Source organism: Pseudomonas sp. BF-RE-25, from assembly GCF_019956105.1.
Lineage (GTDB): Bacteria > Pseudomonadota > Gammaproteobacteria > Pseudomonadales > Pseudomonadaceae > Aquipseudomonas > Aquipseudomonas migulae.
Genome location: NZ_JAHBDB010000007.1, coordinates 81,196 through 105,778, shown reverse-complemented (window position 1 = coordinate 105,778; position 24,583 = coordinate 81,196). Strand labels below are relative to the sequence as shown.

The 24,583-nt window shown below is 54.2% G+C and carries 23 protein-coding genes; 5 read left to right on the top strand and 18 right to left on the bottom strand.

Features of this window, described 5'->3' with window-relative positions:
- Positions 1–2,118, top strand: coding sequence for a hypothetical protein (locus KGB24_RS04185; RefSeq protein ID WP_223414683.1), 2,118 nt, complete (start codon positions 1–3; stop codon positions 2,116–2,118).
- A complete protein-coding gene (locus KGB24_RS04180) occupies positions 2,118–2,525 on the top strand; it encodes a hypothetical protein (protein WP_223414685.1) in 408 nt (135 codons plus the stop codon). Before KGB24_RS04185 ends, KGB24_RS04180 begins: the two co-directional genes overlap by 1 nt.
- Before the next feature lie 909 nt (positions 2,526–3,434).
- On the opposite strand, the gene KGB24_RS04175 is transcribed toward KGB24_RS04180, so the two are convergent.
- From KGB24_RS04175 to KGB24_RS04155, 4 genes are all read right to left on the bottom strand, one after another.
- Positions 3,435–3,704, bottom strand: coding sequence for a hypothetical protein (locus tag KGB24_RS04175; protein WP_223414686.1), 270 nt, complete (start codon positions 3,702–3,704; stop codon positions 3,435–3,437).
- A gap of 53 nt (positions 3,705–3,757) precedes the next feature.
- A complete protein-coding gene (locus tag KGB24_RS04170; protein ID WP_223414687.1) occupies positions 3,758–3,976 on the bottom strand; it encodes a hypothetical protein in 219 nt (72 codons plus the stop codon).
- Between the two features lie 386 nt (positions 3,977–4,362).
- Positions 4,363–4,941, bottom strand: coding sequence for a transglutaminase-like domain-containing protein (locus tag KGB24_RS04160; protein WP_223414688.1), 579 nt, complete (start codon positions 4,939–4,941; stop codon positions 4,363–4,365).
- 84 nt (positions 4,942–5,025) lie between these two features.
- Complete coding sequence (locus KGB24_RS04155; protein ID WP_223474737.1) at positions 5,026–5,751, bottom strand: hypothetical protein; 726 nt, start codon at positions 5,749–5,751, stop codon at positions 5,026–5,028.
- Positions 5,752–5,986: 235 nt separating this feature from the next.
- On the opposite strand from KGB24_RS04155, the gene KGB24_RS04150 reads away from it, so the two are divergent.
- The gene (locus KGB24_RS04150; protein ID WP_223414690.1) at positions 5,987–6,685 is read left to right on the top strand and encodes a multiprotein-bridging factor 1 family protein; all 699 of its coding nucleotides are present in this window, start codon (positions 5,987–5,989) and stop codon (positions 6,683–6,685) included.
- Between the two features lie 374 nt (positions 6,686–7,059).
- Here the strand turns inward: KGB24_RS04150 and KGB24_RS04145 are convergent, their stop codons facing one another.
- The 7 genes from KGB24_RS04145 to KGB24_RS04115 all read right to left on the bottom strand — a co-directional run bounded on the left by KGB24_RS04145 (position 7,060) and on the right by KGB24_RS04115 (position 16,412).
- Complete coding sequence (locus KGB24_RS04145; protein WP_223414691.1) at positions 7,060–7,410, bottom strand: copper-binding protein; 351 nt, start codon at positions 7,408–7,410, stop codon at positions 7,060–7,062.
- Entirely contained in the window at positions 7,407–10,565 is a 3,159-nt protein-coding gene (locus tag KGB24_RS04140) for an efflux RND transporter permease subunit (RefSeq protein WP_223414692.1), read from the bottom strand. The genes KGB24_RS04145 and KGB24_RS04140 overlap by 4 nt, the downstream gene beginning before the upstream one ends.
- Positions 10,562–12,046 carry an efflux RND transporter periplasmic adaptor subunit gene (locus KGB24_RS04135; protein ID WP_223414693.1) on the bottom strand — a complete coding sequence of 495 codons (1,485 nt, stop codon included), beginning with the start codon at positions 12,044–12,046 and terminating at the stop codon, positions 10,562–10,564. The genes KGB24_RS04140 and KGB24_RS04135 overlap by 4 nt, the downstream gene beginning before the upstream one ends.
- Entirely contained in the window at positions 12,043–13,299 is a 1,257-nt protein-coding gene (locus KGB24_RS04130) for a TolC family protein (RefSeq protein ID WP_223414694.1), read from the bottom strand. The genes KGB24_RS04135 and KGB24_RS04130 overlap by 4 nt, the downstream gene beginning before the upstream one ends.
- Positions 13,300–13,398: 99 nt before the next feature.
- Positions 13,399–13,740: a hypothetical protein gene (locus tag KGB24_RS04125; protein WP_223414695.1), complete on the bottom strand. Its 342-nt coding sequence runs from the start codon at positions 13,738–13,740 to the stop codon at positions 13,399–13,401.
- A 245-nt stretch (positions 13,741–13,985) separates the two neighbouring features.
- Positions 13,986–15,887, bottom strand: a complete 1,902-nt coding sequence (locus tag KGB24_RS04120) for a potassium transporter Kup (protein WP_223414696.1) — start codon at positions 15,885–15,887, stop codon at positions 13,986–13,988.
- Positions 15,888–16,130: 243 nt separating this feature from the next.
- A complete protein-coding gene (locus KGB24_RS04115; RefSeq protein WP_317846465.1) occupies positions 16,131–16,412 on the bottom strand; it encodes a YkvA family protein in 282 nt (93 codons plus the stop codon).
- 521 nt (positions 16,413–16,933) lie between these two features.
- On the opposite strand from KGB24_RS04115, the gene KGB24_RS04110 reads away from it, so the two are divergent.
- On the top strand, positions 16,934–18,403 hold the full coding sequence (locus tag KGB24_RS04110) for a sensor histidine kinase (RefSeq protein WP_223414697.1): 1,470 nt from the start codon (positions 16,934–16,936) through the stop codon (positions 18,401–18,403).
- Here the strand turns inward: KGB24_RS04110 and KGB24_RS29265 are convergent.
- The 5 genes from KGB24_RS29265 to KGB24_RS04085 form a co-directional block, all read right to left on the bottom strand.
- A complete protein-coding gene (locus tag KGB24_RS29265; protein ID WP_317846464.1) occupies positions 18,366–18,617 on the bottom strand; it encodes a DUF3703 domain-containing protein in 252 nt (83 codons plus the stop codon). The two genes, KGB24_RS04110 and KGB24_RS29265, sit on opposite strands and share 38 nt — an antisense overlap.
- A gap of 162 nt (positions 18,618–18,779) precedes the next feature.
- Positions 18,780–19,916 carry a nickel/cobalt efflux protein RcnA gene (locus KGB24_RS04100; protein WP_223414698.1) on the bottom strand — a complete coding sequence of 379 codons (1,137 nt, stop codon included), beginning with the start codon at positions 19,914–19,916 and terminating at the stop codon, positions 18,780–18,782.
- Positions 19,917–19,923: 7 nt separating this feature from the next.
- The gene (locus tag KGB24_RS04095) at positions 19,924–20,223 is read right to left on the bottom strand and encodes a metal-sensing transcriptional repressor (protein WP_200624141.1); all 300 of its coding nucleotides are present in this window, start codon (positions 20,221–20,223) and stop codon (positions 19,924–19,926) included.
- 191 nt (positions 20,224–20,414) lie between these two features.
- A complete protein-coding gene (locus KGB24_RS04090) occupies positions 20,415–21,803 on the bottom strand; it encodes a heavy metal sensor histidine kinase (protein ID WP_223414699.1) in 1,389 nt (462 codons plus the stop codon).
- Positions 21,800–22,483 (bottom strand): heavy metal response regulator transcription factor, encoded by a 684-nt coding sequence (locus tag KGB24_RS04085; RefSeq protein ID WP_223414700.1) that lies wholly within the window; start codon positions 22,481–22,483, stop codon positions 21,800–21,802. Before KGB24_RS04085 ends, KGB24_RS04090 begins: the two co-directional genes overlap by 4 nt.
- Positions 22,484–22,728: 245 nt before the next feature.
- On the opposite strand from KGB24_RS04085, the gene KGB24_RS04080 reads away from it, so the two are divergent.
- Complete coding sequence (locus KGB24_RS04080; protein WP_223414701.1) at positions 22,729–23,175, top strand: DUF411 domain-containing protein; 447 nt, start codon at positions 22,729–22,731, stop codon at positions 23,173–23,175.
- 50 nt (positions 23,176–23,225) lie between these two features.
- Here KGB24_RS04080 and copD read toward each other — a convergent pair whose 3' ends face one another.
- A complete protein-coding gene (gene copD, locus KGB24_RS04075) occupies positions 23,226–24,161 on the bottom strand; it encodes a copper homeostasis membrane protein CopD (protein WP_223414702.1) in 936 nt (311 codons plus the stop codon).
- A 2-nt stretch (positions 24,162–24,163) separates the two neighbouring features.
- A complete protein-coding gene (gene copC / locus KGB24_RS04070; RefSeq protein WP_223414704.1) occupies positions 24,164–24,547 on the bottom strand; it encodes a copper homeostasis periplasmic binding protein CopC in 384 nt (127 codons plus the stop codon).
- Positions 24,548–24,583 lie beyond the last annotated feature (36 nt).

Here is a 24,583-nt window from a genome sequence, read left to right as displayed (position 1 = left end):
ATGGGCGATATTGTACACTTTGTTGGAAAAGCTGGCGTCGCAGCTAGTTCGAATTTGGAAAGTTTTATCCTGCATGCAAAAATGAACTGTCCATTTGCTGATATCAATTGGGAGGATAACAGCTGGAACATCACCAGCTTCAACGTTGGGAAAAACCAAGGAAAGCGCAAAAAAATTGTTCACTTTAAATCGCTGCGCGATCCATCTGGCAGCAAATCAACTGTCGAAATTCCTTTTTCGATGCCATTCTTAGAGTTTGCGAAGTCTGCTTTCAGTGAAATCATGCGCCGATTTAAGCTGCAGGAATTTCGACGTTACCTGTATGCAATGCAAGCGATTGAACAGGCTCTATTAGACGACAATAAAACTCCTTGCGTGACTGAAGTCAATGCAACCACTCTGGATAAAGCGGCGGAATTACTGCAAGAGCGATTCACAGATGCTTGGAGTGTTGGGCGCTGCCTAGAGCGACTTGCAACTCACGTGATTGCACCTGCAAAATTGACTCCTACGCCACTGGAATGGGTTTCACCAGTAGTATATAAGCAGCCAACCCGCAATGATCGCGTTGCACCGAAACACGGTGAAAAAATTGTAGGCCGACTGCCGAGCATTCAATCAATTCTAGACCTAGCAGAAATTCACCATAAGAGTGATCACGTGCCGGATCGAATCGTGACTTCTTACGTAACATTGGCGATGTTTGCGCCGAGTCGAGGATCCGAAATTCTATCGCTACCTGTCAATTGTATTCGCCATGTACAGAGCGAAAATGGCTTGATGATGGGAATCGCATGGGATCCAGCTAAGGGCGGCATGCCACTGACAAAATTTGCTGCATCAGAGCAATTTGAAAGTCTCGCACAAGAAACGGTGGATTATCTACTGGAGCTAGGTGCACCAGCAAGAGTAGCTGCTTTGTGGTATGCAGAGAACCCAGGAAAGCTCTATCTTCCAGACGACATGAAACATCTGAGAGGGAAGCCTGTAACTCTTTATGAAGTTGCCAAGATAATTGGTAAGAATACGGCAATTAAAGGCTGTCATGCTGAGCGCTATGACCTATTGAAGGTAAAGGGCAATACTTCAGACCCAGCCCGTCGCGCTGATGCGGCAGCCTCCTGGGTAAGTCTGTACGACTTTAACTCACTCGAAAAATATGTATTAGCTAAACTGCCTGAGATTTTTCCAATTTTAGATGGATCCACAGGATTGAAATGGCACCAGAGTCTATTTGTGCTGCCTGAAAATATCCTTCGCCCTGATGCAGAAACACTCTACAACATACCTTCGCCCATAAGTGTCAATCAGATCAATAACCAGCTCGGGTCGAACCCTGGGGGTGTCACTGTCTTCACCCGGCATGGAAAGATGCAACGTGATGGAAGCCCAGTAGAGATGGCGACTCATGACTTTCGCCACCTGTTGAACACTCTCGCTCAAAGCAAGCATCTCAGTGAATCACTGATTGCTTTTTGGTCTGGTAGAAAGAACGTCAAGCAGAATGAATGGTACGACCATCTTCCGCAGGAAGCTTTCATTGAAGCCTATGTGAAACTGGGGGAAAACCTTGGAAACATGAGGACAGGCGAAGCTCTGGATGACAAGGTAAAAGGGCTGATGGCAAGCCATAGCCTTACCGAAGAAGAGGCTCTGAAGACCGAACTAGGATCAATTAGTGTCACGCGCTTTGGACTTTGTAAGCACGAGTACGCCATGACCCCCTGTCCGCTGGACAAGGACTGCTCAAATTGTTCTGAGCATGTGTTCGTAAAGGGTGACCGACGACATCAAAAAGAAGCTGAATTTCAGTACGAAATCCATGCCAAAGCGGTAGCCGCCGCTAGTGCCGCAATGGCCAACGGAGAGCCTGGCGCTACCCGCTGGCTCAAGCAGAATCAGCCCAGAATGGAGCGCTGGGCTATGACCTTGGAAAAAATGAATGACCCTAAGATCCCTGACGGCACCATGATTACTCTTCCGCCACCTGCGAATACACAATCCAAGACCGGTTTGGCTCACGCTGTTCGCTTGATCGCGACCAACACCGCTCAACCGGAAGAGGCTGAGCCTGCTGATACAGCTGCTGATGCACTCACGTCTTTGGAGTTCTTCTGATGGGCGCTCCAAAAATGACTGATCAAATGATCAATCAGTCGGTGTTGATGCTGGACGGATGGGCGGGGAAGCTGACTTGGGATCTGTATCTAGAAGCTCTAGCCGTTGATATAGGGCATCGATATACCAAGGCAGCGATGCTAAGGCATGATCGAATCAAAGATGCTTGGGATCATGCGAAAGAGCGCTGCCGGGGTTCGAATGAGGACTCTTCCAAGCCCCCCGAAGTCGCGCTCATGGATAGTCGGAACAGAGAACTGGAGGAACGCGTACAACGCCTAACACGCGAAAACACCAGGCTTTTGGAGCAGTTCGTGCGCTGGGCTCATAACGCTTCACGGCGAGGAATGAGTCTGGAGGAGCTCGAACGGCCTCTGCCGTACGTTAAAACTAAAGATCTTTCTTAAATAGCGACCACCTACGAGGAGGCGCAAGCGCGAGCGAACCGAGCCGTAGCAGGCCACGTCTCGGCCCTTCGGCCTGACATCCTGCACGCCTGCGCGCTCCGCTTGCCAGCAGCGGTGAAGCTTCGTCTGGTGAAGGTATGTCAGATAGGAGAACCCAGATATCATTTGCTGAAGCTCTTTGATGAGCAGTCGACGTCAATGGAGAGCGGTATGAGTTTGTTTAGGAGATGCGTTGAATTCGTTTGGCCTGACAAAAGATCTGGCTCAGAGCAAGCGAGAGATCGCGCGTTCATAGCTGCCCTCAATAAACTGCAGTCGCTTCGCGTGACACCCAATGGCGGCATGTCGATTGACCCCGCCGAGATACGAGAGCAAGTGATAGCGAGTCGACGGTCGCTCAAGCGATTCGTGCGGCGACCGTAAGCTCTTGCAGTGACCATTTCGATCACCATTGCCACTTCATTCAGGGCCTTCTCAGCCGGGCCTACAGTTCGAAAGAGCGATAGCACGAAAGTATTCGAACCGTGCTCGACTCACCACCTTCGGTTCAGATCTTCCCAGCGCTTAACGGAATGCGTGACTTCTCGAATGGCGAGTTGGCCGTCTTGATTCTGCGGATTCGACTATACCCCCACGTTGTATACCGAGAGCGACCCGCACCTGACTCGAAGCTGTGATTTGGCCTTTTGAAGCAGCGCTCGCGACAATTACCCCCAAGTGCCGTCGATTGTTTCGCTATTTTTTTGACCGCAAAACAGACATCCGTTGATGACCCCAAAATGGGTCATTAAATGGCAAAAGCTAGGTTAGTGTCCCTTTTAAGGGACATTAAGTGAGGTCGTGCCTAGCCGAATCATCTCGCACCGGATAGTTGGGGCGTTACAGGCGCGATGCGCCTCATTAACGCGCTTAGAAATGAGCGACTTCAATCGTCCACGAAGTAAGGGCTGGATTGATCAGGCGTGCGTTAGGCACGGCCCTACGCACATCCTCCACGGTGCTCTCAATTGCGTGATTTGCAGAGGGGGCTTCACGGACGAATTCCAACGCCAAGCGACCTCGCTGTCGGACTCCGACCAATGCATCATCGCAGCCTTCTTCCGCCAAGCGATCCAATACCGCATCCACATCCATTTCGCCCGCTGGTAATAGATATTTCAGGGTGAAAGTACACTCCATCGCTGGCCTCCGGCTCTGAGCTCTTGTGCCTCCATCATAGTGGGTGAGGATGCCTACAACTGGCGTAGTCGCATGATGGCGTCCGTGATGCCACGGGCATTTGTGTCCAGCGTTTCCATGGCAGCAACCGCGTTGTCGGCGACACTCCCCACTCCATTCTCTGAAAGCCACTTGGTAACTTCTTCTATGGCCGCAGCTAAGGCATGCTGATTGTGCAGGAGCAGTGTGAGGGCGTCCGCCGTGGCTATGTTGGCGTCAGAGTTATTTAGCATGGGTATAGTCCGTGAGTAATCGATGCGAGAAGCCTAGCTGAATTTGCCCTTTGGCTGGATCCACCGCTCCCGATAAGCGTGGTTAGTTTGCAGAGGATCGACGGCTCTTCATGGCAGATAACTATCGAGCAGCAGCGGATATCATTGTGAGGTGGGCACTGAGCGAGGCCGGCCACTGCAATTGAAGTGGCTGATTGGTTTTCCTCACCTGGGGACAGGCAAGAGCTCTTAATGTTGTTAGGTTTAGGAAAACCGAAGCTTTGCGAAATGGGCAGACTGCAAAAAATGGAGGCCTGGCTAAGCTCGCAGTGAAGTCAGCGCCGCTCTTAGGTTCTAGCCGTATTCAGCTCCCAGCTCAACTGGGATGTCACGTAGAATTTCGTCACTTAGTTCTCAAGTGCTTGTCTGGACAAACCATCCAGAATCCCCAGAATCTGAGCGTCACTGAGAGCAAATTTTGGCACAAATCCCATGCCGACCGGCAAGCTATCGTGGGGACACATCAGTGCTCCCTTGCCCTCACCGAACTGCTCGCTGATGAAAGTTTTGAGGTTGCTTGGCGTTTGAGTGGAGTAGGCGCTTCGGAAGATCGACAGGTCGCAGAGCACACCTGCGAGCATTACCCAGGCGTGACCGTCCCACTTGGCATCCACAAACTCTCCCTCATAGGTTGCCCCTGGAATGTTCCCCCGGCATTCGAAAGCGTACTGGCCGTTAATCAGTAGGTCTCCGAGGACGACAACTGCAGGTATCCCTTGAGATTTGAGAATGGCAGTGAAGCCAGCACTGACCATGACGCAAGAACCAAACGATGGGGGGATCGAATCTAGCGTTTGCCTAGCAGCGCTAACGATTACATCAGGATCGGTAATTTGAAACTCCGCGTAATCGTTATAAGCCTGCGCGCCCCGGTCGCGGATGATAATGTCTACTAAAATTGAAGGCACAAAGGATCCCTTGAGCATTTATTCGACCTTACCGGTCATTTGGATTCGTTCTGACCAACGATTGCTTCAGATTTAAATGGGGAAAGAAGCCTCTGGCGGGGGCTAGAAAGGATTGGAGCCAGCGTCGATTTCGCGTTGACTTTTTCGCTCAAGATAACGCTTATGCATGATGGTCTCTCCTTGATCCTCCAGCCACTTCACGAATACAGATACCTGAGAAACAGCATGCAGAAATTTCTCGGTAGTGATGTGGATATGGGGGCGATATAGCCATTGCCGGCTCTCTCCATCGGCCTCCTCAATCAAACTTTTCTCTCTATCACTTACAAAAAAAGGGCTTGGCAGCTTTTGGAGCGCATCGTCAGAGTATCGAGATGTCTCGAAGATAAGTGAGTCGGGATGTTGGATGTTATTCCTCGCCAGCACGAGTTCTTCAATCAAAGCGAAATCGAATGGGCCATCCTCAAACCGGTCTGAACCATGGGCCAGGTAGAATGCCCTGTAGCCATTTGGCCATCCGCCATTTTTGAATTCTGATTTGAGTGAAGGCCCAGGAGCAGACCCAAGCAGACGCTCCCATTCTTTGAAGTATAAGTGTAGCGACGCAGCAATCATTGATAAGCATGCGCTACCTAGCACCTGCACTGACGAATCAGCTTCTAGCCATTCATTCAAATATGCAGGCTCCCCATCTTCGCTATAGGGCGGGATGAAGGGGGCTTCCTCGCTCTCAATTTTCCTTTTGCGATCTTCAAACGGGCTGGCCCCATTTAGATAGAGCTGCTTGATAAAAGCCAGCCGCTGTTCAAGGAAGTACCGAATGTCCATTTCGTTGTCCTGGTAGGTGATTGTCATTCCCCGGCCCGCACTAGCATCACGGGCTCGGACGACGTTATCACGACTACGCTGAGCGGAGAGGTGCAAGTGTCTGCAGCCAGCTTCAATTCCTCGTAACCTCAGCAGAGCCTCAGGCCTTGTCGGTTCTCTGTCGGGTTCCTGTCGTGTTGTGTCATCAGCAGCTTCTTCATCATGAGCCGCACCAACCATCTCATGGAGCTTAAAAATGAATACGAATACCTCGTCCGGCCAACCTCGCGTTTTGAGTCTCGAAGAGTTCGCCGCTCTCATCCGCAAAATGCGGGAGGTGTTTCAGTGGTCACAGGAGACTCTGGCCGAGCTTGCAGGCTTGAACGTACGGACTGTACAACGCGTTGAGAATGCCAAGTCAGCAAGCACTCATACTCGACGTGCGCTCGCAGCTGCTTTCGAGATCGAAGACATCGACGCCTTCAACAAGCCCTTCGACATCCCCACGGAAGAGGAATTGAGAGTAGAGAAAGCCCGTATTGAGCGCGACTACATCACCTTACCGGCACTGCCTCTCTCGACTGGACACCAGCTCGCTAAGCTTGCAGAAAACTCCACAGTGGATATTTCCCAACCCGGATTTGAAATGCAGCGTGATGCCCACGAGGTCTTTGCGTCGCTCGTGGACTATTTTCGCGACTATAGGGACTGCGCCAGCGATTACTCAGAAAGCGCCAAATTTGCTGTGTACGACGAGATGCAGGAGCTGATCGATGAACTACAAGGGCTTGAGGTATCGATTCAATATGCCACTCGCAAGGTACATCTGAAGGTGTCTGGCGAGCAGTTAGATGCGAGTCCCTTGACTGTCCAGATGTCGTATTTGATTGCTTTCGAACGAGGTAAAGCACCAGGCGAATTTGCGGTGCAGAAAAAACTGGATTTTCCATTCTGACCGGAACTGCCAAAGGATGCTTAATCGACGCCATGCGACAGTTCGAACGAGATGATGTCCTTCGGGCTGCCGCAGGGGATGCAGATGCCTTGCTAAGAGTGCAAAGGCGCAAGGACGTTCTGAAGTGGAACGCCCTGAAGCGAAGAATAGCGTTGCAGAACGCCACGCCGTCCTGGGCTGACCATGAGGCAATTGACGCCTTTTACACTGAGGCCAAGCGGCTTTCAGCCGTGACAGGTACTAAACATGACGTTGATCACATCATTCATCTTCAAGGTAGATCCAGGGAGACGGGAACGCGGTGCTCACAGCCAACAATGATAGATTTCCAACCGGCACGACAGAGCGCGCCGGTAATTCTCGTCGTTACAGTCTTATTTTTTAATGGAAACAATTGCGGCTTTTCCACCCTCTAGCCGAAAGGAAAACGATACACGGTCTCCGGTCGTCAGCCCTTTCATCTGATCCTCCGTTACGGAAAAGGCCATGGTCATCGGCGGCCATTGCACGGCTGGAACAGCTCCGTGGGAGATGGTCACCGTATGCTTCGTAGTATCTATAGACTTGATCGTTCCCTCGGCGTTAGCGACTGGAGCCTGTTTGGTTTTCTGCTCCATTTGCATGCCCTCCATACCGTCCATTTTCATGCCCGGCATATCCTCCGCGTGGACAGAAATTGAGAGCGCAAATACGGTGCTTGCAACTGCAATCATGGTCAGTTTCATACGACTTTTCCTTGAGGCTTGATGGGTTCAACTATGAGGTGCCGGCGACGCATCAGGCGATAGGCTGCCGGAATGACAAACAGGGAAAGCAAGGGTGCCGTGATCATGCCGCCGACCATGGGCGCGGCGATGCGGCTCATCACTTCGCTACCAGTACCGCTGCCCAACAAGATGGGTAAAAGGCCGGCAATGATCACGGCAACGGTCATGGCCTTGGGTCGAACGCGCTGCACAGCCCCTTCGCGAATGGCCGAAACCAGCCCACGCTCAGTGTTGTCGCCGAGGTCTTCACGCTCGGCCCAGGCGTTCTTCAGGTAGAGCAGCATGATTACGCCGAACTCGGCAGAAACACCGGCCAGTGCGATAAAGCCGACTCCGGTGGCGACCGACAGGTTGAATCCCAACAGATAGAGGAACCATGCCCCGCCCGTCAGTGCGAATGGCAACGTGGCCATGATCAACAACGCCTCATCGAAGCGGGCAAAAGTCAGGTAGAGCAGCACGAAGATGATCAACAGCGTGGCAGGAACCACCAGTTTGAGGCGTGCGTTAGCCCGTTCCAGAAATTCGAACTGCCCTGAGTAACTCAGGCTCATGCCGGGCTGCAACTTGACCTGTTCATTGACGACCTGGCGTAGATCGGCGACCACAGAAGCAATGTCCCGACCACGCACATCGATATACACCCAGCCTGAAGGCCGTGCGTTCTCGCTCTTGAGCATTGGCGGCCCGTCGCTGACCTTGACCTTCGCCACAGTGCCGAGGGTGATCTGGCTGCCTAACGGAGTGTAAATCGGTAATCGCTCCAGGCTGCCGACCGAGTCACGCCATTCACGTGGGTAACGCACGTTAATCGGAAAGCGTGCGAGGCCTTCAATGGTCTCCCCGACGTTTTCGCCGCCGATAGCGCCGGCAACGATGGACTGCACATCAGCGATATTTAGTCCGTAGCGGGCGGCGGCCTTGCGGTCGATATCCACGTCGATATAGCGGCCACCGGTCAGTCGCTCGGCCAGAGCCGAACTGACACCGGGCACACCCTTGGCCACCCGCTCGACCGCCTGAGTAGCGGCATCGATCTCCGTCAGGTTGGTGCCAGCAACTTTCACTCCGATGGGACTCTTGATCCCAGTGGCCAGCATGTCGATGCGGTTTCGAATCGGTGGTATCCAGATATTGGTTAACCCAGGAACTCGTACCACTCGATCCAGTTCTTCCACCAACTTTTCCTGGGTCATGCCAGGGCGCCATTGCTGATGAGGTTTGAATTGAATCGTGGTTTCGAACATTTCCAGCGGTGCCGGATCGGTAGCGGTTTCGGCGCGACCTGCTTTACCAAAGACGTGTTCGACCTCTGGAACAGTCTTAATCAGGCGGTCGGTTTGTTGCAGCAATTGCGCCGCTTTCTGCGCCGACAATCCTGGCAGGGCTGAAGGCATATAGAGCAGATCGCCCTCGTCCAACGGGGGGAGAAACTCGCCGCCCAAGCGCGACATTGGCCATAGCGCACTGACAAAAACCAATAGCGCCACCAGCAGCGTGATCTTTGGTCGACGCAAGACCGCGTCCAGAGCGGGCTGGTAGATCCGGATCAGCCAACGGTTTAGCGGGTTATGTTGCTCAGTGGGGATTCGACCCCGAATCCAGTAGCCCATCAGCACTGGCACCAAGGTCACTGACAATCCTGCCGCTGCGGCCATGGCGTAGGTCTTGGTGAAAGCTAATGGGCCGAACAATCGCCCTTCCTGTGCTTCCAGGGTAAAAACTGGAATGAACGACAGGGTGATGATTAACAAACAAAAGAACAGTGCTGGGCCTACCTCCGCTGCCGCTTCAGTCATCACATGCCAATGACGCTCTCCCTTCAGTTCCTCCCCAGGATTGGCCGCATGCCAGGCCTCGATCTTTTTATGGGCGTTCTCAATCATCACCACGGCGGCATCGACCATGGCGCCGATGGCGATGGCAATCCCACCCAAGGACATGATGTTGGCGTTGATCCCTTGGTAACGCATTACGATGAAGGCAATCAACACACCCACCGGCAGGGAGATGATCGCCACCAGCGATGAGCGCAAGTGCCACAGGAAGATCCCACAGACCAATGCGACAACGATGAACTCTTCGATGAGCTTGTGACTGAGATTTTCCACAGCACGGTCGATCAGTTTGCTGCGGTCATACGTTGTGACGATTTCTACTCCAGCCGGCAAACTGCTTTTCAGTTCGTCGAGCTTCGTCTTGACCGCCGCAATGGTCTCGCGAGCATTCTTGCCGCTGCGCAAAATCACCACGCCGCCGACGGTCTCGCCTTCGCCGTCGAGTTCAGTAATGCCACGCCGCATTTCCGGCCCCAACTGGATCGTGGCGACATCGCCAAGACTCACCGGTACACCTCCAGCACCGAGCTTCAACGGGATAGCACGAAAGTCATTAAGCGTTTTTAGGTAGCCTGAGGCCCGCACAATGAACTCGGTCTCTGCCATCTCCAGCACGGCACCACCGGTTTCCTGATTGGCCTTGCCGATAGCCTCGGTTACCTCAGATTGAGTGATACCGAGGCTGGCCAGTTTGAGCGGATCAAGCTGCACCTGGTACTGCTTGACCATACCCCCCACAGTGGCCACCTCCGCAACGTTCGGCAGGGTCTTGAGTTCGAACTTTAGAAACCAGTCCTGAAGTGCACGAAGCTGCGCCAGGTCGTGTCCTCCACTGCGATCTACCAGTGCGTACTGATAGATCCAACCCACTCCCGTTGCATCCGGCCCCAACGCTGGCTTGGCGCTGGCTGGCAACCGACTTTGTATCTGGCTTAGATACTCCAACACCCGTGAGCGGGCCCAGTACAGGTCAGTACCGTCCTCGAACAGCACGTAGACGAAGCTGTCACCGAAGAAGGAATAACCTCGCACCGTCTTTGCGCCCGGCACCGAGAGCATGGTGGTCGCCAACGGATAGGTCACCTGGTTTTCGACAATCTGCGGCGCCTGGCCTGCATAAGGTGTACGGATGATCACCTGCACATCGGAGAGATCCGGCAGCGCATCGATGGGTGTGCTCTGCACCGACCAAATGCCCCAAGCCGTGACGAACAGTGTCGCAAGTAATACCAGGAATCGGTTGGCCACCGACCAACGAATGAGGGCAGCAATCATGGCTGGCTCCCCGATTTATCTAGGCGCTCAACACGCAAGCCATCGTCAGTCTGGCTCACCGCGACCCGAACCTTGTCGCCCGTTTTAAGGCCCTGCATTAGAGCCGGGTTGGCGAGTGGGAAAGTCATCGTCATGCCAGGCATGCCCAGCGTCTTGAAGGGGCCATGGGCGAGCGTGACTTCTTTGTCGTTGATCTCAACGATCTGCCCATCCGCCTCATGAAAACTGGTGGTTGCTGCGCTGGGCGGTGACTCTTCCTCCGAGCTTGCAACGATGCCCTTGAGACTGGCCTCCGAGTCGAGCAGGAACTGGCCAGACGTAACCACCTTCTGGCCTACTTCCAGACCTTTCACTATCGCCGTCTTGCCATCGCTTTCCTGCCCGAGGTGCACTTCCACTGGACGGTAGCGGCCCGCGTCTTCGGCGAGCATCACCAAGGCACGTCGGCCAGTGCGAATGACAGCCTCGCTCGGCACCCACAACACACTTTGCCCGGTCGAGCGATTCAGGCGTACCTGCGCTGTCAAACCCGGTCTGAGGCGCCCGTCGGGATTGGGGAGTTCTACCCGCACGCGAAGAGTACGGCTGTCCGGGTTGGTCTCGGGCAAAATCGCGCTGACTTTGCCGCTGAGCATTGTCCCTGGGAAGGCTGGCAGACGCGCTTCGACCGCCTGCCCCACGGTGATCGATCCGGCATCCGATTCTGGAACGGCCACGGCTAGCCAGACACTGCTCAAGCCATTGACGCGTGCCAGAGTATCGCCAGTAGCCACAGTCATACCCGCGCGTACATTCAATTCTTGCAGCACACCACCAATAGGGCTGGTGAGAGTCAGGTAGGGCTGAACCTTACCGCCACGCTCTACCTGAGTAATCAGTGCTGCCGGCATCCCAGTGAGCTGTAGTCGCTGGCGGGCCACAGTCAACAAATCAGCATCCCCGCTGCGCTTCAATGCAAGAAACTCTGTCTGGGCAGCCGCCCATTCCGGCACCAGGATATCCGCCAATGCCGCGTTGGCTTTGAGCACATCACCGGGAGCGTGGGCATATACCCGCTCCACAAAGCCTGTGGTGCGTGCCTGAATCACAGCGACATCACGTTCGTTGAATCCCAAGACACCCGTCACATCGAGGCTGGAGTCAAAGATTCCACGGGTGACTGTTGCAAAACGCAGACCGAGATTCTGGGTCAGACTCGGATCGATACTGACGGTCGCACGATCCCCTGCGCCCCCGGCGTACTTAGGAACCAGTTGCATGTCCATGAAGGGGGACTTACCCGGCTTATCGAACTTTTGCTGCGGGTACATGGGGTCGTACCAATACAGTGCTTTGCGTTCGTCATGTGAATCGAGGCTCTGCTCCAGAGCAGAACTGGATACCGCATTCATGCGCTGTTGAGCGAACCAGTAACCACCGGCAATACCGAATGCCAGCGAGATGCCTACCAGCAATGCCCCGTTCCCTTTTTTAAGGATCATTGGCTGGACTCCCCATAAGCAAAATACAACCGCGCACTGGTCAGCGCTCGCTGCTCTTCCACGTCGATCTGTTTGAGGCGGGCCTCGATGAGTTCACGTCGGGCGGCAACAACGGCGTTTAAATCGCCTTTGCCCGAGCGATAACTGGCCATGCTGAGTTCGACCTTTTCCTTAGCCAGCGGCAACAGGCTTTCCTGGTTACGGCGTACCGCACGATTCAGGCGCTCATAGTCGGCCAGTTCGTTTTCCAGTTGCTGGGTATGCTCGCGTAACAGGGCTTCGCGCTCGGCCTCAAGCTGACTGAGTTCCGCCTGTTTGGCTGCGATTTTGGGGTTTTGGCGAGAGTCAGGAAACAGCGGCAGATCCCAGGAAAATTGCACGCTGACCATATCGCCGAACTCACGGCCACGGCGCTGGTAATCCAGTTCCCAGCTCCAGTCTGACTGCTTCTCCGACACGGCTTCACGAACCTTGGCTTGCGCTTCGCGGGTCATCGGTGCAAACGCTGCCAACTCGGGATGGTGTTGCAGTTTATGGGCGTAGCTTGAGGTATCGACGGGCCATACAGGCAAGCTGCCCACAGGCTTGTCGTTGGCGGCGGAGCCAATCCAGCGTTTGAGGGCCGCTCGGGCCTGTGCTCTCTGGAGAGTCAGATCGTCCTGCTGCTCCGCCAGTTGAGCTGCTTCCTGCTTGGGTGTCACAGCATCGGCGGGCTGAGCGCGGCCACCGGCAATTTGGGCTCGGACGGCATCGGTCAGCAGGCGGTTTTCTTTGTAGAAGTCTTGGAACAGCGCATCTTTGCGCTCAACCGAGTAGCTGCTGATCCAAGCCAACGCCGTGGACTGGCGTACCTTCAGGCGTTCGACTCTACGCTCCGCAGCAGCGCGATCAACAGCAGCATCGGCGACCTCGATGCGCGCTTTGCGCTTGTCGCTATTGGGCATTTCCTGACTGACCCCGACCATTTGCATGGTCATGAAGTCCCGGTCGATGCTCCAGCGATCCGGGCCGCCAATGGGGTAGTTCTGCACACCCACCAATAACTTGGGATCGGGTAATTCACCAGCGGGGATGGCTTCACTGCTGGCAGCCTGAATTTTCGCGTCTTGTGCGGTCAGCGACGGCGCATTGTTTTCGGCCAGCCGCAACGCTTCATCGAGTGTCAATGCGGCAGCGAAGCTCGGCAATGCCAGTACACTTGCCGCCAGACTGGCCACGAGGGGCCAACCTGTGCAGTAGCACTTGGGGTTCATGTTCACGATTCCTGTGATGATCCACTGCGCGCTTCATAAGACATGCACGCAGATATGCCATCCCGCTAATGCGGAATGAGGCTCAATGTGGGACAGGAATCAAACGCGAGGCGGTCGCCAAACCCCGGACGAGGTCTTTACAGGTAGGGAATCGCTGAAAAATGAAAGCACTACGGGGCTGAATACGGTTACAGGAGGCTTTAGGATCGAGACTTGCAACATGCCGCCCGTCTTGCATTCCTGGCCCGGCTTACAAGGTTTGCCGTGCTCGGAAGGGCTTTTCATGTCGTTGCAGCAGTCCATCCCCATATCGTCCATCATCGCCATGCCCATCGTCTTCATAGGGCACGGTTCTGTCGGTGCCTGAAGGCCCGCCATCCCGCTGAGGGGAAGCGCCAAGCTGATCATGAAGATGATGCAAAACCGCAGATAGCGTTTCATGGGCTGGAGTGTAGTCGCTGAAAATGTCTCTTACAATTGGACACGGATCAACAAAAAACTATCGTCAATCTCCAAAGCAAGCAATAAAGCCTATCAAGAATTAAGCCAGTATTACGCGAAAAAACTAGCCGTTGAGCCGGAACTGGCACTACGTGGCAGCCCCGTAGGCATGTGTTCGCGTTCGCGCGTCATCACCTGAGTGTCGTATACCCATAACGCTTAACGCGATCTCCGCTGATCCATCACTACATTTCGACCTGTGTGCCCAACTCGATGACCCTGTTCAATGGCAACTTGAAGTACTTCAGGTTGCTGTTTGCGTTCTTGAGCAAGAACGCAAACAAGTACTCGCGCCACTTGGCCATACCGATGCGCTTGGTCGGGATAACCGTCTCCCGGCTCAGGAAGTAAGTCGTGCGCATAGGACTGAAATCAAGTTCGGGCAAATGGCAGGCACGCAACGCTTGGGGGACATCGGGCTCTTCGGTAAAACCAAAGTGCAGACTGACCCGAAAGAAACCTTCGCCAAAGGATTCAACTTCGAATCGACGGTCGACAGGCACTCGCGGGCTGTCTTCGGAGACCACAGTCAACAACACCACCTGCTCATGCAAGACCTGGTTATGCAGCAGGTTGTGCAGCAGCGCATGGGGAACAGCATCGGCCCTGGCTGTCAGGAACACTGCCGCACCTTGCACACGATGGGGTGGTTGCGTACGAAGACTGCTGATGAATATCGGTAAAGGAAGTGAGGTTTCATCCAGCCGCTCGACGATGATCTTGCGTCCCCGCTTCCAGGTTGTCATCAAGATGAACAGGCCGATACCGGCAATCACCGGGAACGCACCGCCCTGGAAAATCTTCGGCGCATTGGCTGCGAAATACAGGGTGTCCACCAGCAGAAAGCCAAGCAACATCGGGATGGCCAACCAGCGCGGCGTTTTCCACAGAAGCAGGACGACCGCCGAGGACAAAATGGTGGTGATCAGCATGGTTCCCGTCACCGCAACCCCATAAGCCGCAGCCAAGGCGCTAGATGACTCGAAACCGATCACCAGCAGCACAACACCCACCATCAACGCCCAGTTGACGGTGCCAATGTATATCTGCCCCTGCTCCTGGCTGGAGGTGTGCTGGATAAACATGCGAGGTACGTAACCCAGCTGAATGGCCTGGCGAGTCAGCGAGAACGCGCCGGAGATTACGGCTTGAGACGCGATGATCGTCGCCAGCGTAGACAGAGCCACCATCGGCAACAGCGCCCAGTCAGGTGCCAGTAAATAGAACGGATTGCGCACCGCTTCCGGGTTTCCCAGGATCAATGCGCCCTGGCCAAAATAATTGAGTGCCAGACCGGGCAAAACGAGAATAAACCAGGCACGTGAAATCGGTTTGCGACCAAAGTGGCCCATGTCGGCATACAAGGCTTCAGCACCGGTCAGTGACAGGACGACAGCGCCCAGAATCGCCACACCAATGCCCGGATGAACAACGAAGAAACGCACCGCCCAAACGGGATTGAGTGCTTGCAGCACTTCGGGCTGCTGCAAAATACCGTAGATTCCGAGAGCCCCCAGCACCACAAACCACAACACCATGACCGGGCCAAACAGGATGCCGATCCGGGCTGTGCCGTGTTTCTGGATCAGGAACAACGCTACCAACACCACCACTGACAGTGGCACAACCCAGTGCTCTATGCCGTCAAACGCCAACTCAAGCCCTTCAACCGCTGACAGCACCGAAATGGCTGGGGTGATCATGCTGTCCCCGTAAAACAATGCAGCACCGAACAGTCCCAGCAGAACCAGGACTTTGCTCATGTAGGGGTAAGGTGCCGCCGCGCGGCGGGCCAAAGCCGTCAACGCCATAATGCCGCCTTCACCCTGATTGTTGGCGCGCAGGATGAACAGCACGTACTTGATGGAGACAACCCAGATCAGTGACCAGAAGATCAACGACAGAATGCCCAGTACGCCGTCGTGATTTAACTGAACGCCGTAGTGACCAGAAAACACTTCTTTGAGCGTATAGAGGGGGCTGGTGCCAATGTCCCCATAAACCACTCCCACAGCGGCAACAAGCAAGGCCACTCCTGACGTTTTGGTTTCGGAGCCGTCATTCGCACTGGTCACTGTTTTACTCAAGGGGCGTTTCTCTCAAACGGCGGGAAGGAACTGCATGCCATCCTTGGGCAATACGTTTTGCCAGAGCCGTTGGAGGCTCGGGTATATGGTCGATATAAAATCGCGGCCAGTATCGTTGCGAACGAAAGCAGCAACCGTAAAGAATGCGTAAAAATTTAATGCGCTCACAGAGTCGATTGCCTACCTTCGCCACCGACAATTAACGGTTGTGGATTCAACCACCCGGTAAAAAAACGGCCTAATTCAGAGAACGTAAGCCCACCAAACACCCACAGCAGCAATAAGCCAGACTAATACAATGACCACCGCAGCAAATCTGCTCACTGGCCGCTTCTCACGGCTTTCCTCCCACTTGATCGCTTTGACCTGACACTCCTTTAGCACCTGCGCAGGCATCAGCCGGATAGCGAGAAGTATGCCAAGCGGCAAAATGATCACGTCATCCAAATACCCCAACACAGGAATGAAATCCGGAACAAGGTCGATTGGGCTCAGCGCATACGCCACGACAAAACCGAAATCCATTTGGATAATCAGGGTGTTTGTGGGGGTTGAGAACAAAACCAGAGCGCCATGGTTTGCCGCTCTAGCGTGCTGGCCCAGCAACGTAGACGATCCAGTATGCGTTTCATGTCGTAATTGCCGTTACCTGAAGGAGCGCGTCTGCGAACGTAGCGTCTTGGGTGATGAATCGATTGGGTCATCAGTAGCATGTCGTGATCGGCCGCATAGTCACATGTGGGTACTGCCCAACTCAGCGCTCAATCCAAAATAGTCACTCACTATTCACATCTCCTTTCGTAGGGGGTGATGGCCCCAACATTGGCTGTAGTTCCCCACTTCCCGCATTTACCTTTCGTGCTGACGTTATTGCCAAGACATTCAATTTGCCCCGTTTCAAGCATTGAAACAGTCGAACATCGGTTGGATTGCTAACCTGGCTAAGCCCTGAGTTGCTGGCATAGAGAATGCTAGGTCTTCCTCTACGATTCGTTGAGTGATTCAAGCGGCTACAACGGGTTAAGCAGTGCGAACAGGACACTCCCATGCAGCCATTATCGGTTTTTTTCAGACGTCAGCCTTGGGAAGCAGCCGACTCAATTGCGCCGACCAAACCGCCCAACCTCTTGCGTTGGTTTTCGATCATCAGCTTCATCCTGATCAGCGCCATAGCCATTGGGCTGGGTTTTGTGTCGACGCGCTTTCTGGTCATCGAAAGCCTGGAGCGCGACGCGCTGTTGTCAGCGCAATTTATCCAAACCATTGCCAAAGGTGAATTACGTCACCACGGGTTGGACGGGATGCGGATGGGTGACGTTTTGGCCGCCACCCAATATGGGATGCTCTCGGAAGAAATGGCGCTGAACAGGCACCGGGCCCGCTCTGAGTTCCTCGACCACCTTTCGCACCTCCCGGACTCACTCCTAATCAGCATCTACTCGCCGCTTCGGACGGTGATGTGGTCGACCAATCCGCAACTGATCGGACAACGATTTCTCAACGATAAGGCCCTTGAAGCGGCATTCAGCTCGAAAGACCGGGTTTCCACCAACTACAGCAATGCGGATGAACGCCGTCCCGAGCAGCAATTTTTGCTCGATCCCAAGATGTTCTTCATCGAGAGCTACATCCCCCTGGTAGATGATCTGGGGAATACTCTGGCAGTCGTGGAGATTTACAAGGAACCGGCCGATCTAAGCGAACGGCTCAATCGTGGCCACTGGATAATTTGGCTGTCTACTGCAGTGGGAGGTCTGCTGCTTTACTTCGGGCTATATTGGCTTGTTCGACGGGCATCTATTCAATTAGCGTCACAGGAAGCCCAGCTCGTTGCCAACAAGACCTATGTGGGCTTGGTCGAGATGTCCACGGCGGTCGCTCATAGTTTGCGTAACCCGCTGGCCTGCATCCGCTCCAGCGCAGAATTGGCAAGCGAAATGGACGGCCAACCTGCGACGAAGAACATCGACGATATTGTTAGCCAAGTGGATCGAATGGCGGAGTGGGTACATGAATTGCTGATGTGCTTACGACCGATCCGTGGAGAGGCAGAACTGGTAGAGCCGATGATTGTGGTACAGGCGACACTGGCCAGCTACAGCGCACAACTAGCTCAATCAAGAATCCAGGTCGAGTTCAACAATGAGCCCACCCCACGGATCATTAGTAATCCGCTTTTACTTTCCCAAATTCTGAATAGCGTCATTGCCAATGCCGTCGAGGCAATGCCGGGCGGCGGAAAGCTAACCATCCAGGCGAGTGTGGATGACACCCATCAATGGCTGCATCTCATCATCGCTGACACCGGGGATGGAATGTCACGGCAACAGGAAATGATGGCTTTCAAGACCTTCTACACCACCAAGCAAGGTAAGCTGGGTATAGGGTTGATCATGGTGAAGCAGATCATGGAAAGTTTTGGAGGAGAAGCCAGTCTGACCCACCACGAAGACCAGGGAACGTCCGTGCAACTAAGTTTCAGGGTTGTGGAGAGAAGAGCCACTGGGTTGCGCTAAGCTTCTCGCAACAGTTCCTGTAAATCAGCAGACAGCGGCATGACGGAAAAGCACTGACGCGTGCTCTTCCCGTGTTGCCGACAGGTACCCAGATCCTGGAAAACAACAACGCGGCTATGATCCGAGGAAGCTGACCTGCAACCTCCCGCCAATCCTTCGTCTGTAACCCCAGGTTCAACATAAGCCAATGAGATTTCACGTGAGCCAGCGGCATACGCTGGGTGAGGATGTGCGCACGCTCAATTCAGCGGTAGGCAGCCTGAAAGTCATGAGCCCTCATAGCGAGCCCAGCCTCATGGAACGCTTCGGTTATGGCGTTACGCAAAACCTCTTTCATGTCGACCTCCAACGCTACTTCTTCAGCAATCGAAGCCCGTTATACGTTTAGGCCTATCCAGCCATGGAAGCCCACGTAGAGACCAACACCGATGATCAGTACGCTGGAGAAATATGGCGCACGACGAGCAACGGTGCCCAGCCATGGCCAGCGGTTGGAAGCCTGTTTAGCGCCAATGGCCGCAGCAGCACCCACAGTCACCAAGGTGATCGCCAAGCCAATGCTGAAACACAGGACGAGCATGCCTCCCAGCGCGACTTCTTTAACCTGAAGGCAGAGCAGTAGGACAGTAATGGCGGCAGGGCAAGGAATCAGACCGCCCGTCAGGCCGAACATGACGATCTGGCCCGTGGTGACCTCGCGGTTGGTGAAGCGCTTACGGATATCGTTGGCATGTGCGCGCTCGTGCGCATCCTGATAGCCGTCAATCGACAACTCCAAACCTTCCAGTTCGGAATGCGCATGCCCGTGATCATGCTCCTGGTAGTCCAGATCATAATCATGGGAGTGGCCCGCATGGCCAAGACTCAAGCGAGCACTGAACTCATGAGGCTCCGGGATATCGACTGCCGACTCCAAGAAGCCTTCGCGCTCGACGAAAGAGAACGATTGGGTGCTGCCGTCTGGACGGGTAGTCATCAGGCGAACATCTGAGGCCGCCCAGGCATGTCCGGTCAATGTCTTCAGGCGCCAATGCGGTGGCATGCCTTCTTCGAAGATCGACAGCTCGATGCGCCCGTGGCCGGTATCGATTTGATGAGTTTCATCATGATGACCATGGTCATGCTCGCCGTGGTGGTGGTCATCACCTTGCTCGAACTTGAACATCTGCTCACCGCGCCAGGTACGCCACAGCATCCAGAGGGCAATTACGATGATCAGTGCGGATGACGCGAGCTGGAAGTACGGCTCAGTGGTTTGCGCGTCCAGGCCTTTGCCCAGATACATGCCGCCTATAGCGACTAGCCACACTACGGCAGTGTGCGACAGCGTTGCGGCCAAGCCCAGCAACACGGCCTGTTTAACCGAGCCACGAATGGCCACGATGAACGCCGCCATCATGGTCTTTGAATGGCCGGGCTCCAAGCCATGCAAGGCACCGAGCAGAATGGCGCTAGGGAAATACAGCCAGGCGTGAGCCCCGCCCTGTTGTAGCAGTTCAGCGAAATTGGGCATTTCAGACCTAGAGGTACTTGGTGATTTGTTTGAAGGCTTCCAGTGGTGCGCGCTCGCCATTGTTCAACGCCGAGACGGTGTCCTCCAGACAGTGATCAATGTGATCCTGGATGAGCGTGCGCTTCGCCTGGCAGACCGCTTTTTCGACAGCGTGCAACTGCTGAGCAATGTCCACGCATTCACGACCCTCTTCGATCATGGTGATGATGCCGCGTAAATGGCCATCAGCCCGCTTGAGGCGCTTGATGATCGCCTCGTGACTTTGGTGGGTGTGCGGATGGCTATGTTCGTGTTCTTGCTCACTCATGGCTTGAGCCTCGGGCCTCAATGAATTACGCCGGCATCCTATCCCCCCTAGGGGGATGGGTCAAACGTATCAAAACCCGATAAGACGAGTTGAAACCCGAACGCCATGTTCAGCAGAACACTCACAATGACGGTGGTTCTCGCGTTTGTTCTTGCCATGTTTGTGGACGGGGCCGGGCGATCTCTTTGCTTTCACTCGTGGTCAGCAGGCCACGCGGGTAGGCTGATCATAAAGGTCGTATGGCCATCTCTGGAGACACATCCAACGATGCCGTCATGGGCGTCAACCAGTGATTTGACGATTGCCAGCCCTAACCCCGCATGGTTCGTAGCGCTCTCTCTCCGTGCGGGATCGACTCGGTAAAAACGGTCAAACAGCCGGGGCAGATGCTCTACCGCTATCTCCTCGCCGGGGTTTTCCACTGACAAGCTGATCATGTCGCCAAGGGGCTCGATTTTCACGGAGATCGTACAGTCAGGTGGGGTATACCTGAGCGCATTGGACAGCAAATTTGAGATCGTCCGATCCAGCATCGTCCTGTCACCATTCACCGCGCCGTGCCCGACTACCTGTAGCTTTACCCCTGTGTCGTCTGCCAGAAGCTGGTAATACTCGAACAGTTTCTCGACGACCGAACGCAACTCAATTTTCTCTTTGGCAGGGAGAACCAGACCGTTGTCCGACTTTGCTAAGAAAAGCATGCCGTCAATAATGCTGGAAAGTCGGTTCAGATCTTCCAGGTTGGAATAGAGATTCTCTTCATAATCCTCTGGTGCACGTTTCTTTGTGAGGATGACTTCGGTATGTGTGCGCAGATTGCTGATAGGGGTACGTAGCTCGTGCGCGATATCGGCTGAAAAGTTAGACAACCGAGCAAATGACTCTTCAAGGCGAGCCAGCATAGCGTTGAACGAAGTGACAAGGAGCTCAAGCTCGCGAGGCACAGAATCCATCGGAATACGCTCTTTCAGCGATCCGGCTGACATCGAGGCCGCGACTTGCGTCACTTGGGCAACTGGCTTCAGCCCGCTCCGCGCCACCAGCCACCCTAAACCTGCGCTGACCAAGGCGCTAATTGCCAGCCCGATCACCAACCACCAGCGCAGAGTTTCAACGAAATGCATATGGCTTGTGACGTCTAGACTCAACCACGCGGTCAGTGGCTCAGCTTCATTCGCCAAATGAACTTGGGCTTTCATGCCTCTGTACATATGGCTTCCAGCTGTCCACTCCCACATATCTTCCCTTGGATCACCAGAGGAGGAAGGAGGATGTCCAACTGCATTTGAAGTTGCGAAGAACGTCTTCCCTCCCTTCGCGATAATTGAGGCTGAGAGTTCCTGGTGAGCACCTAGGAGAGCTTGCAGTTGCAACACAACTTCTGAAGGTTCTGCAGAGCCAGCTTCGCCATCCATTATTTGCCGAATGGATTCGAGCTTTTCCGTCATTGATTGACGGTCGAGGGCCTTGAAGTGATGTTGGCTGAATCCGTCAAAAGTAAAGCCTGCAACTACCAGCACGGCGACCACGGCACAGACAAACATCATGCTTAAACGGAGGGTAAGAGATGCGCGCTTCATTCTGTATCCGGAGCATCTAGCATGTACCCCATTCCCCTCGCGGTCTGAATCATCTTGGTGTCGAAATCGTCATCGATTTTGGCCCGGAGCCGACGAATCGCGACTTCGATCACGTTGGTATCACTGTCGAAGTTCATGTCCCAAACCTGCGATGCGATCAGTGATTTCGGCAAGACTTCTCCCCGACGGCGCATCAGCAGTTCTAGCAGCGAAAATTCCTTGGCGGTAAGGTCAATGCGTCGACCTGAGCGCGAGGCCCGTCGCTTTAGAAGATCGACCTCCAGATCCCCGATCTTGATTGATGTCTGGTTGGGTACGGCGGCGCCACGGCGAAGCAAGCTTCTGACGCGGGCAAGCAACTCAGAAAATGCGAAGGGTTTGACTAAATAATCGTCTGCACCTAATTCCAAACCTTTGACCCGGTCGTCAACTCCGTCCCTGGCCGTCAGAAACAGCACAGGAACAGTGCTCCCGGTTGTGCGGATAGAGCGAATGACCTCCCAGCCATTCAGGCCCGGCATCATTACGTCCAGGATTAGAAGATCGTAGGCCTCATTTTGCGCCTGATGCAGCGCCTCTGTTCCCGTCACAACCCGGTCGACACTGAAGCCAGCTTCCAGGAGGCCTTGCTGTAGGTACATTCCAATTTTGGGTTCGTCTTCTGCAACCAAGATTTTCATGCAGGGGCTCCGGTTTTGCGGTGTTCTAGTGTGCTACCAATCTGACGACTGTGCGGAAGCTTACGCAAATGTAATTGCCCCAACAGCAAACGGATAGCTCCTAGTCGGCAGCTTACAAAAACGTAATCGGCAATCTGAGCTTTTTGCGCTTAACCTACCTTCCATCCAGTGCGGAAGCACGACTCCTGGCCTACGGCCAGTGCATAGAGCGCAACCACACACTAAAACGTGACGAGGTGCATCGAATGTTCAAACGAAAGCTATCGCTTGCTGTGGGATTGATGATTTGTGGGGTTGTGCAGGCAGGTGAGCCCCTCACAATCGATGTGCATCGGGACGCGAATTGCGGGTGCTGCAAGGAATGGGTCAAGCACCTCGAATCGAATGGATTCAAGGTAGTAGACCATGTGGAAAGTAATATGAGCGCTATCAAGCAGAACCTGGGCGTGCCACAGGGACTCGCTTCATGCCATACGGCTGTGATTGACGGCAAATTCGTAGAGGGTCATGTTCCAGCCGATGAAATCAAGAAGCTGAATGGTCGTTCAGACCTCGCAGGAATTGCAGTGCCAGGCATGCCCGCAGGTTCTCCTGGTATGGACTACGGCCAGAATCATCAACCTTACCAAGTCCTGGGGCTCACCAAGGCAGGTGCGCAAGAAGTGGTCGCGGACTACCCCGTCAGCCGTTAGTCGTTGCTCAGATTTGAGCGCCGTTGGGGTCGCTTGGGTCTACTCGTGGATCACCCTTGAGCCATCTCGATTGAGGGGCTCAATGTTCCTAGCCAAGCCACCAAGCAGACGATGACGACAGCACAGGTCGATTCGATCACCACACTTTTTCTCAAAGCAGTTGCCGCTAGAGAAAAATCACCGGCCACCACAGACCGCTCTAGTGAAGGGCTCAGGTAGAAACGATTGAGGGTAGCCAGCCCGATCATGCCCACGAAAAGTAGGATCTTCACGAGTAGGAGAACGCCATAGGTGCTGGTTACGACTTCGATTAATGTCGGCCCGACAATGAAGAGATAATTAGCGACGCCAGTAACTATGATCGTACCAACAATGAATGCGCCCGCTGTTTCGAATCCCTTGAGCGCTCGCGATAGCACTCTTACCAATTGCTCCGAATTAGCCCCCCTAATACTCAACATCAGACCAAACGCCGCGAGAGCTCCGATCCATCCGCCAGCGGCAAGTAGGTGCAGAATATCAGCGGCAAAGTGCCAGAATCGCAGGGCGCCTTCATCCATCGCCCCGTGACCTGTCCATGGGATTGTCGCTAAGGCAATGCTGCCCGCAATGGTAGCGACCCAGAGACTGCCCGTCGGCCATCGCCTGTTCTGGCTTCCAGCAAAAATCACCACTGCTAGCGAGATCATGCGTGTCACCCAGCTGTAGCCGACCTCAGTCTCGTACAGCATCATTTCCATGTGAGGCCGCAGCTCCGCCCAGTCGGATGCGCCGCTCATATTTTTTGTCATAACTACAAAAGCTGCTATGGACAAAAGCATACCTATAACAGCGGTGCCAGGTAGTAGCGACCCAAAATGCAACAGCGTCCCCGATACACGCTCTTTTCCCCGAAAGCTGTATAGCCCAAAGACGGCAAGACCGAACAGGAGCATAAGATCCAGGTAAAGCGCGAGGCGCAGTACCACATTCAAAGGGTCGCTCATGCTTATTTCACTTTGAAAGTAACGCTGCCGGTAATCGGATGGGTATCGGAGGAAACCGCTCGCCATTCCACTTTGTAGGTGCCAGCTGTGAGAGGAGAGGCCGGGGTCAAGACCATGGTTTTAGGATCGTTACTGCCGGCCACGCTGGCTTTCACACCCATAGGTGAGTGTGACATGCCAGGCATGTCGGTCATGATCAACTTGGCTCCTGAAAACTGGGTAACCAAGTTTTCAGAAAAGTGCAGCTCAATCTTTGCTGGAGCTGGGCCGCTCTCGCCTTCAGCCGGAGTCGAAGACACCAGCTTCGGGTGAGCCTGGGCAACTGCACTGAGCAGAAGGCTGGATGAAAGAGCGACGGCCACAACACAGGATTTAAATACAGACATGCAAGGCTCCTCACAGCGCGTAGCTGTTGTAATGAG

Excerpts from the sequence above, each read along its gene's own strand:
- KGB24_RS04110 (WP_223414697.1), top strand. The coding sequence starts at position 16,934 with ATGCAGCCATTATCGGTTTTTTTCAGACGTCAGCCTTGGGAAGCAGCC.
- KGB24_RS04180 (WP_223414685.1), top strand. The coding sequence starts at position 2,118 with ATGGGCGCTCCAAAAATGACTGATCAAATGATCAATCAGTCGGTGTTG.
- KGB24_RS04125 (WP_223414695.1), bottom strand. The coding sequence starts at position 13,740 with ATGAAACGCTATCTGCGGTTTTGCATCATCTTCATGATCAGCTTGGCG.
- KGB24_RS04135 (WP_223414693.1), bottom strand. The coding sequence starts at position 12,046 with ATGATCCTTAAAAAAGGGAACGGGGCATTGCTGGTAGGCATCTCGCTG.
- KGB24_RS04170 (WP_223414687.1), bottom strand. The coding sequence starts at position 3,976 with ATGCTAAATAACTCTGACGCCAACATAGCCACGGCGGACGCCCTCACA.
- KGB24_RS04085 (WP_223414700.1), bottom strand. The coding sequence starts at position 22,483 with ATGAAAATCTTGGTTGCAGAAGACGAACCCAAAATTGGAATGTACCTA.
- KGB24_RS04140 (WP_223414692.1), bottom strand. The coding sequence starts at position 10,565 with ATGATTGCTGCCCTCATTCGTTGGTCGGTGGCCAACCGATTCCTGGTA.
- KGB24_RS04100 (WP_223414698.1), bottom strand. The coding sequence starts at position 19,916 with ATGCCCAATTTCGCTGAACTGCTACAACAGGGCGGGGCTCACGCCTGG.
- KGB24_RS04150 (WP_223414690.1), top strand. The coding sequence starts at position 5,987 with ATGAATACGAATACCTCGTCCGGCCAACCTCGCGTTTTGAGTCTCGAA.
- KGB24_RS04130 (WP_223414694.1), bottom strand. The coding sequence starts at position 13,299 with ATGAACCCCAAGTGCTACTGCACAGGTTGGCCCCTCGTGGCCAGTCTG.
- KGB24_RS04145 (WP_223414691.1), bottom strand. The coding sequence starts at position 7,410 with ATGAAACTGACCATGATTGCAGTTGCAAGCACCGTATTTGCGCTCTCA.
- KGB24_RS29265 (WP_317846464.1), bottom strand. The coding sequence starts at position 18,617 with ATGCCGCTGGCTCACGTGAAATCTCATTGGCTTATGTTGAACCTGGGG.
- copD (WP_223414702.1), bottom strand. The coding sequence starts at position 24,161 with ATGAGCGACCCTTTGAATGTGGTACTGCGCCTCGCGCTTTACCTGGAT.
- copC (WP_223414704.1), bottom strand. The coding sequence starts at position 24,547 with ATGTCTGTATTTAAATCCTGTGTTGTGGCCGTCGCTCTTTCATCCAGC.
- KGB24_RS04115 (WP_317846465.1), bottom strand. The coding sequence starts at position 16,412 with ATGGATTTCGGTTTTGTCGTGGCGTATGCGCTGAGCCCAATCGACCTT.
- KGB24_RS04175 (WP_223414686.1), bottom strand. The coding sequence starts at position 3,704 with ATGGAGTGTACTTTCACCCTGAAATATCTATTACCAGCGGGCGAAATG.
- KGB24_RS04095 (WP_200624141.1), bottom strand. The coding sequence starts at position 20,223 with ATGAGTGAGCAAGAACACGAACATAGCCATCCGCACACCCACCAAAGT.
- KGB24_RS04155 (WP_223474737.1), bottom strand. The coding sequence starts at position 5,751 with ATGGACATTCGGTACTTCCTTGAACAGCGGCTGGCTTTTATCAAGCAG.
- KGB24_RS04160 (WP_223414688.1), bottom strand. The coding sequence starts at position 4,941 with ATGCTCAAGGGATCCTTTGTGCCTTCAATTTTAGTAGACATTATCATC.
- KGB24_RS04080 (WP_223414701.1), top strand. The coding sequence starts at position 22,729 with ATGTTCAAACGAAAGCTATCGCTTGCTGTGGGATTGATGATTTGTGGG.
- KGB24_RS04185 (WP_223414683.1), top strand. The coding sequence starts at position 1 with ATGGGCGATATTGTACACTTTGTTGGAAAAGCTGGCGTCGCAGCTAGT.
- KGB24_RS04090 (WP_223414699.1), bottom strand. The coding sequence starts at position 21,803 with ATGAAGCGCGCATCTCTTACCCTCCGTTTAAGCATGATGTTTGTCTGT.